We start from the raw sequence: 6,993 nt of genomic DNA, 5'->3' as shown, positions 1-6,993 counted from the left end.
GCGCAACTCGTTGCGCAACGAGAAAATGCAACAATACGCAACAACGGCGCAACAGCATGAAATACACACTTTCAAAAGCTGCAGCGGCTACTGGTAAAAATAAAGCCACCATCCAAAGAGCCATAAAAAATGGGAAAATTTCTGCTGCAAAAAATTTTTCGGGGGCTTATGAGATCGACCCATCAGAATTACATCGCGTATACCCCGCAACGGCGCAACTCGTTGCGCAACAAGACATTAGCAACATCTCGCAACACCATGATAATCATAGTGAAACAGCGCAGCTAAAACTGGAATTACTGGAAACAGAACGCATGCGCGAACGTGATCAAATGCAGGCTACAATTGACGATTTGAGAAAACGCCTCGATAGATCTGAGGATCGCGTTGCAGCATTACTACCAGCTCCCCAAAAGCGGGGCTGGTTGCCTTGGAAGCGGAGCTAAGGTCGAGCACGCCGCTTTTCGTCAATTAGCGCCTGCGCTTCCTGCATCGCCTTTGCGTGAGAAACCGAGGGGCGCGGATCATCCAGAGCTTCCTGCACCTTGGCGCGGAACCAAGCGTCATAAGCATCCGGATCAGCAGTTAAACCTGCTGGCAATCCACCTTCCGATGCAACGCGAGTTAACAGAATCCGCACTGCATCTGAGAGCGTTAGACCTACACCAGCGAGAACGTCAGACGCCTGAGCCTTGAGTTGGTCATCCACACGAACGTGAAGCATTGAAGTTTGAGCGGGCATATCTGTCCTCCTATGTCTCTGTGTATCTCAATTGAGATACACACTCAACCATTTAAATACAATCCTCCTTAGATAATCAGAGCGCATTTCACTATCTGCAGCACGAGGCTTCTCCTCTTATTTACCTGTAAACCTTGACAAATGACCCAATCATCACTATATGACGCGAGTTGCTGTTGAAAAATGGCGGCGTGAAACCTGGAGTGGTTTCTGGAAATTGGCTTCCTGGATAGGAAGCGATCTTGATATAGGGTGAAAACCTGAATGTAAGGATTTCAATCGTTTAGCGGTTGGCTCTCTAGGAACTTCTCCATCACCTGTAATGGTTAAAATGGAGCTTCCTATGACCTATAAAAAAGACGATATCGTTATCCGCTTCTCAAATGTTGCGGCGCAGCCTTCCTCAAAAGAAGAAAACATCGACGAAATACCGATTAAACGGTTAGTTGGTTTTGTAGCTGCAAAAAATCTATTTCCACTATTTGATAACGCTGGATTGGCCGCAAACCCTCGCTCTTCGCGGCGAAATTCTGTTGTGGATGATATCCTCAACACGCTCAATACAACACCAGAACTCTTTCGTTTCAAATCGAAGGGGATCCTACTAGGCACGGCTCACTACGAAGAGCTTCAACGCAGTCGCTTCCGGCTGCGTTTTGAAGATTCTACTATCGAAGGCATTCTTGATGGTGGGCATAATATGCTGGCTATTGGCCTCTTCGTCCTTCGCGATATCATGGAAGATCGGGACTGGAAGCGGATCAAGTCTTGGGACGACATGAAGACCCAATGGGACGATTATCGCAAAGAAATCGAAAAGCGGAAGAATGACTTTGATTTTCTTGTTCCAGTGGAGCTTTTGGTGCCGACCGGTTTCGAAGATGACGACGCAGACGCTTTTATGATGCCCCTCCTTGAAGTCTGCGAGGCACGTAACAACAATGCCCAGTTGCCGCAGGAAGCAAAGTCAAACAAGCAGGGCTTCTATGACGCTATCAAAGACAGTGTGTCTCCAGAATTTTCTGCACGCGTAGAATGGAAGCCTAACAGTTGGGAAGATGAAACTGAAAAACGCCCAATCAAGATCCGCGATTTGATCGCTCTCGCTTGGATTCCACTTAATGAGCTGACCGACGAGTCTTCGTTACCCACTAACATTAGCGTGTCTCCTCAGAACACCTACCGGAACAAGGCAGAATGTTCGAAACGATTTGAAGAGCTGATGTCTCTGGATGAGGTCACTAAGAAAAAACAAGGCCCGCAGCGTGAACTGAAGCATGCTGGAGTACTCAGCGCATTTGGCATCCTTGCAGATTTACCTGCACTCTATGATCAAATTTACGCTGACTTTCCGAAGGCTTACAATGCAAATGGAAAACGGCGATTTGCCTCGAATCCTATCGTAAAGATTTACGACCCCGAGAAACGGCAGGCTGCACAGTCGAGTGGAAAGGACGTCCAAGGATACACATCTGTTCAACCAAAGACGCCGTTCTACCGCAATGATGTAAGCAACAATTATCCTGAAGGGCTGATTGTGCCCCTCATTTACGGGCTGAAAGGATTGCTGATAGTCGAGCACGGGCTGGTTCGTTGGGCCGTAAAAGATCCAAAAGCATTTGTTGAAAGAAATCTCAGTAAAATAGCTGAATCATACCAGTTAGTTATGAACATGGCTAAGTGGGATCCTCAGAAAATTTCGAAAGATCCATCATCATATGAGTTCTCTGTTCGTGAGTTCCGTAATGCGCTTTTCGAAGAACAGCGGCTGAAGAAGCAGGGATGATGGCAAATGATTAAAGTAGATCTTAACTGGAAAGCGACAGCTATCGCCGACCTGCTAGAAATCGTGGATTATATCTCAGACGACAATCCAGACGCCGCCCAAGCTCTCAAAGATGAGATCGAGGACAAAACGTCTCGCTTGCCAGACAACCCAAAGATGTATCGGACCGGCCGCGTCGAAGGCACACGCGAAATGGTCGTGCGCCCAAACTATATCGTGGTTTACGCAGCGAATGTGAACGCTGTGACAGTCTTGCGTGTGCTTCATTCAGCACAACAATGGCCTCAGGCTTAAAAAGAAATGTAGCGGCCTCTCCCTCATGTAGCGGAGAGGCCGTTCACTAAATGGACAGTGTGCCTCAAACTTAATGTGTATGCATTATTCCCAAATTTATCAGTATAGCCTTCAATGAAAAAGCCCCTCGGATTTCTCCAAGGGGCTCAGTATTTAGTGCTTAACTAACGTCAGCTATGCGGTGTTGAACCACATTCGCTGACTTAAAGCGAAGCAAGAAGAACTGGATTGATATGATTACCAGTTTGTTGATTTTCTCGATCATTATTGTTTCCTCCTTTCTCTACTTTAGCGACAAGTTTCGCACGTTCTCTGACTAGTTGGGTAAGCACACACAAGGCACGACGGATCGTGTCAGCGTATGCCCGACCTTCCACAGTTTTCTCATCATCCAACTGTTCCTTCATTCCATGCGGAATGACGATATACAGATGTTTAATGTCTGCAGCAGGCACAGGAGATTTGGCGCGGTCAGAACTAATGCCACTCTCCTCAGACAGATCATCAGGATCAAAGATCTCGTATGCATTTAACGCTCTACGAAGAACCTCTCCAAATGACGCAGCCTGCAAGGCACCCTTGAGCCAAACCAACTGGGTGTAGGATGCCTTATCCATCGCCAGATGTAGTTTGTACCCAGCAGTATCCGCGCTTTCGCCGGATACTCGCTTTCCTTCTTTTACCAAGGTTGGCGATATGCCTTTTGGTTGAGAAACCATTTCACGGTTACCTCCTACTACAATGATTGCACGATGCATCGCTATCTCGACGGCGTAAAAGACATGCTCAAAGGTCATGGTAAACCATTCCCTTACTATGCGTATCGTCTCCACACGACGAACGATGTATTTGGAAATCCAGCACCCCAAAGACCTCCGGTTGATGCGAAAATCCCAAGATCCAGTCCCATTTGGGTCAAATGTATATTCCATGGTTTTCATTCCTATCTACCGAAAGCCTTTGGTTTACCCCTACCCAGATTTACTCTTCACCACCGTCTTCTGGCACAACATGAATCTCTTCATGCTGGTCAGACGGCAAATCGAACACATCGGGGGCAGGGAGCGTGGAAACGGCACCGGTAGTACCAGTTCTCTTCACCTTCAGCTTCACTTCGGCAGAGTAGCCGAAAGCAGCAGCTTCAGCGCTGAGGACGAGGTAGTCGATGTCGTTGTCGATAGCTATCTTAAGCTTTGCCATCACACTTTTCCTTGCAACCAAATTATACTGTCAGGCACAGCACAGCCTGCAAAGCCACCATGACCAAGCACTAAGTAAGATATGTGGTAATCTACCACATGTCAAGATTTTGAGGTACAAATAGCCTGTTACTCTCATGACAACTTCATCAATTAAACGGCGGTTAGCAGGTGATCCAAGAGGGCGTAGCACCTCTGGTCCATGGCAATTAGCGGAGCGGGTCGAAGACAATTGCCTAGTGGGTTGTCAATTGATGTGACAATTTCTTTCTTCCTTGCTACCGTTCCGCCATGTTCAAAGCTGCAATCCGTGTCAACAAGATCACCTCCATCGCTCAACTGCGCGGGGCCACACTCCATGCCGAACGTCACGACGAGACGGGCAAGGCACGGGTCCGCGAAGGGGCTGAGGCTGGTCATGCCCTCGCGTGGTCCAAGGCCGATACTGACCGCGACTACCTCGCCGCCTTCAAAGCGCACAAAGCCGAGATGGGTGCTGGGGAGCGCAAAGGTGCGCCGCTGTGTATGCAGGCCCTCTGTGTCGTCTCCCCTGAGTGGGTGGAAAAAGCCGGCGACCTGCACGACGCCAACAATCCGCACAACCAACAACTTTTCGACCAAGCAAAAGCCTGGGCGGAAAGTTGGGCTGGGGACGGTGCTGTATTTGGCGCCCGTCTCGACCTCGATGAACGGGGTGGGGCTGTGGTGGACCTGATGATCTCGCCAGTTCGGGAAAGTCGCGGCAAACCTGTGATCTCCACCCAGAAGGCTTTGACCGAGCTGAAAGGTGCAGCTGGTGAACGAAACGAATACGCGGCTTTGCAGACCTCTTGGGCTGATTGGGCGCGGGACAATCTGGACAGCGAAATCGTGCGCGGCACCCGAAAGGAAATTACAGCCCGTCAGCACATGTCGCCGGAAACCTATGGGGCAGTCATGGATAAAGCCCGTGATAGCCTCTCTGAGACCCCTGAGACGCTCAGGGAGGCCATTCAGCAGGCGGACATGCACCATCACGATATGGAAGACCTCAGCGACCTCCTAACGCTCAAGGTTGAGATCAGCCGTCACAAAGCTCTGGGAAGCGATTATGAACCTCCTGAGGGGCCTATGACGCTGATTGATGTACCCAATGCGCGTGAATGGACTGACCCGTGGCCCTACATCAACGCAATCCGGTCGGGTGCAGAACGAATTATGAATCTGGCGATAAGATTTGGTATGTCCGTTGATCAGTCTGCCAACGACCGATACGAAAATGGAAAAGAGACCTTCCCGTCTCAAACTGATCGGATGCACCTATCTGCTGTCGTTGCCCATTGCGGTGCGCTCTTCGCAAAGATCGAGATTGCTGTAAAACACATGCTGCGACCGGACGAACCTGAAATGGACCGACATATTGCGTGGCCTTCCAATGCCGAACAGGAAGTCACTCGCCACGAACGCAATCTGGGCCTGACGGCTCCTGATATTGTTTCTCAGCATGATTGCGATATCAGCGAGCGCGACGATGATTATGAAGTGCCAGATCGTGATACTGGGCGTGGGCATAGTTTGTGAGAACATGCGCTGCGATGAAAGTTATCCACAGAAACCTCTAGTGTTAAAGATGTTACCTACGGAGTAGTGTTACCAATTCCGCAGAGGCCTGTCCCATATAACCAAAAGCCACGTCTGGGTTCCGAAAGGCACGAACTTTGGTTCCGAAAGGCACGAACTTTGGTTCCGAAAGGCACGAACGGTCAGTGCTCAAAAGAGGGTTCCTGATAGCACGAACTTTTTGGTTCCCGATAACACGAACATCGGCTAAGGTGGGATATGCCTCTTTTACCCGATCGACACCCTCAGAAAGACTTTTTCATCCTCGACATCTCAGATGTTGTTCCAAAGGATGATACCGCCTCGATGGAACACCCAATGTTCTCGCTGGCGACCAAACCAGACATGCGCCACCTGCTCTACAAAAGCGGCGAAAATAGCCTTGAGATTATCCCATCCGGCCTTGGGTTGCCCTCCATCAAAGACAAAGACATCCTCATTTTTTGTATCAGTCAGCTGATGCACCGGAAGAACCGTGGAGAAGAAATCGGGAAGCGGGTCAGATTCAGCGCCCGAGAACTGATGATGGCGACCAACCGCAACACTGACGGGCGTGAATACAAACGCGTTGAAAAGGCTTTTCAACGCTTGCAAGGCACACAGTTCAAAACCAGCATACGCACGGGGAACAAAAAGGAAGTCCGCATATTCAGCCTGATTGATGAAGGCGGATATGTGATGCGCGAAGAAGGCGAATGGCGGCTCGACTACTGCGAGGTTGTCCTGTCCGATTGGTTCATGCGTGCGATTGAAGCAAACGAAGTTGTTAGTATTTCAGAGGATTACTTCCGTCTCCGCAGACCGCTCGAGCGCCGCATCTATGAGATTGCCCGCAAACACTGCGGTAGCCAGAAGCGCTGGCACATCAATTTAGCCAAGCTCCAAGATAAAACAGGTAGCAACGCCCCGTTAAAGAAATTTCGCCTCAACATTCGCCAAATCATCGAGGGTGACCACCTGCCCTTCTACAGGTTGGAATTGACCTCTGACGATCTGGTTATTTTCCGGCCGCGCCAACAGCGCGTGACCATTGCAGCGGACATCGTTCTTCCAGAATGGGCCGAGGAAAAAGCTCGCGAAATTGCGCGGGAAAAGGGCTGGGACTATCACGCCCTCCGCGCAAACTGGATGGACTTTGCGCACGAAGCGACTGGCAAGGGTAACCCACCACAAAATGCAGGTGCCGCATTTGTTGCCTACTGCAACAAACAGGAAGCACTAAGATGAAGATGAACTCCCTCAACGCAACAGCGCAACTCGTTGCGCAACGAGAAAATGCAACAATACGCAACAACGGCGCAACAGCATGAAATACACACTTTCAAAAGCTGCAGCGGCTACTGGTAAAAATAAAGCCACCATCCAAAGAGCCA

General features: G+C 49.6%; 8 protein-coding genes. 5 read left to right on the top strand and 3 right to left on the bottom strand.

Features of this window, described 5'->3' with window-relative positions; genetic code table 11:
* Positions 1-446, top strand: a 446-nt coding sequence (locus G9C99_RS18245; RefSeq protein ID WP_205859901.1) for a MerR family transcriptional regulator, incomplete at its 5' end; no start/stop codon positions are given.
* Here G9C99_RS18245 and G9C99_RS18240 read toward each other — a convergent pair.
* A complete protein-coding gene (locus G9C99_RS18240) occupies positions 443-742 on the bottom strand; it encodes a type II toxin-antitoxin system RelB/DinJ family antitoxin (RefSeq protein ID WP_166418975.1) in 300 nt (99 codons plus the stop codon). The genes G9C99_RS18245 and G9C99_RS18240 overlap by 4 nt on opposite strands.
* A 343-nt stretch (positions 743-1,085) precedes the next feature.
* Here G9C99_RS18240 and G9C99_RS18235 point away from each other — a divergent pair, with 343 nt between their 5' ends.
* Together G9C99_RS18235 and G9C99_RS18230 are read left to right on the top strand one after the other, a co-directional pair.
* Entirely contained in the window at positions 1,086-2,528 is a 1,443-nt protein-coding gene (locus G9C99_RS18235) for a hypothetical protein (RefSeq protein ID WP_166418974.1), read from the top strand.
* Between the two features lie 6 nt (positions 2,529-2,534).
* Positions 2,535-2,822 carry a type II toxin-antitoxin system RelE/ParE family toxin gene (locus G9C99_RS18230; protein WP_168713349.1) on the top strand — a complete coding sequence of 96 codons (288 nt, stop codon included), beginning with the start codon at positions 2,535-2,537 and terminating at the stop codon, positions 2,820-2,822.
* 203 nt (positions 2,823-3,025) lie between these two features.
* Here G9C99_RS18230 and G9C99_RS18225 read toward each other — a convergent pair whose 3' ends face one another.
* Both G9C99_RS18225 and G9C99_RS18220 read right to left on the bottom strand, forming a co-directional pair.
* The gene (locus G9C99_RS18225) at positions 3,026-3,754 is read right to left on the bottom strand and encodes a hypothetical protein (protein WP_166418973.1); all 729 of its coding nucleotides are present in this window, start codon (positions 3,752-3,754) and stop codon (positions 3,026-3,028) included.
* Positions 3,755-3,803: 49 nt separating this feature from the next.
* Positions 3,804-4,022, bottom strand: coding sequence for a hypothetical protein (locus G9C99_RS18220; RefSeq protein WP_166418972.1), 219 nt, complete (start codon positions 4,020-4,022; stop codon positions 3,804-3,806).
* A gap of 290 nt (positions 4,023-4,312) precedes the next feature.
* Here G9C99_RS18220 and G9C99_RS18215 point away from each other — a divergent pair, with 290 nt between their 5' ends.
* Together G9C99_RS18215 and G9C99_RS18210 are read left to right on the top strand one after the other, a co-directional pair.
* The gene (locus G9C99_RS18215; RefSeq protein ID WP_166418971.1) at positions 4,313-5,581 is read left to right on the top strand and encodes a hypothetical protein; all 1,269 of its coding nucleotides are present in this window, start codon (positions 4,313-4,315) and stop codon (positions 5,579-5,581) included.
* A 258-nt stretch (positions 5,582-5,839) separates the two neighbouring features.
* Entirely contained in the window at positions 5,840-6,847 is a 1,008-nt protein-coding gene (locus tag G9C99_RS18210) for a replication initiator protein A (RefSeq protein ID WP_166418970.1), read from the top strand.
* The last annotated feature ends 146 nt before the right edge of the window (positions 6,848-6,993 follow it).

The sequence above is a fragment of the Cochlodiniinecator piscidefendens genome, assembly GCF_011326755.1.
Lineage (GTDB): Bacteria > Pseudomonadota > Alphaproteobacteria > Rhodobacterales > Rhodobacteraceae > Cochlodiniinecator > Cochlodiniinecator piscidefendens.
Note: the sequence above shows the minus strand (reverse complement) of the source record. Positions and strands in the feature narration are given on the sequence as shown.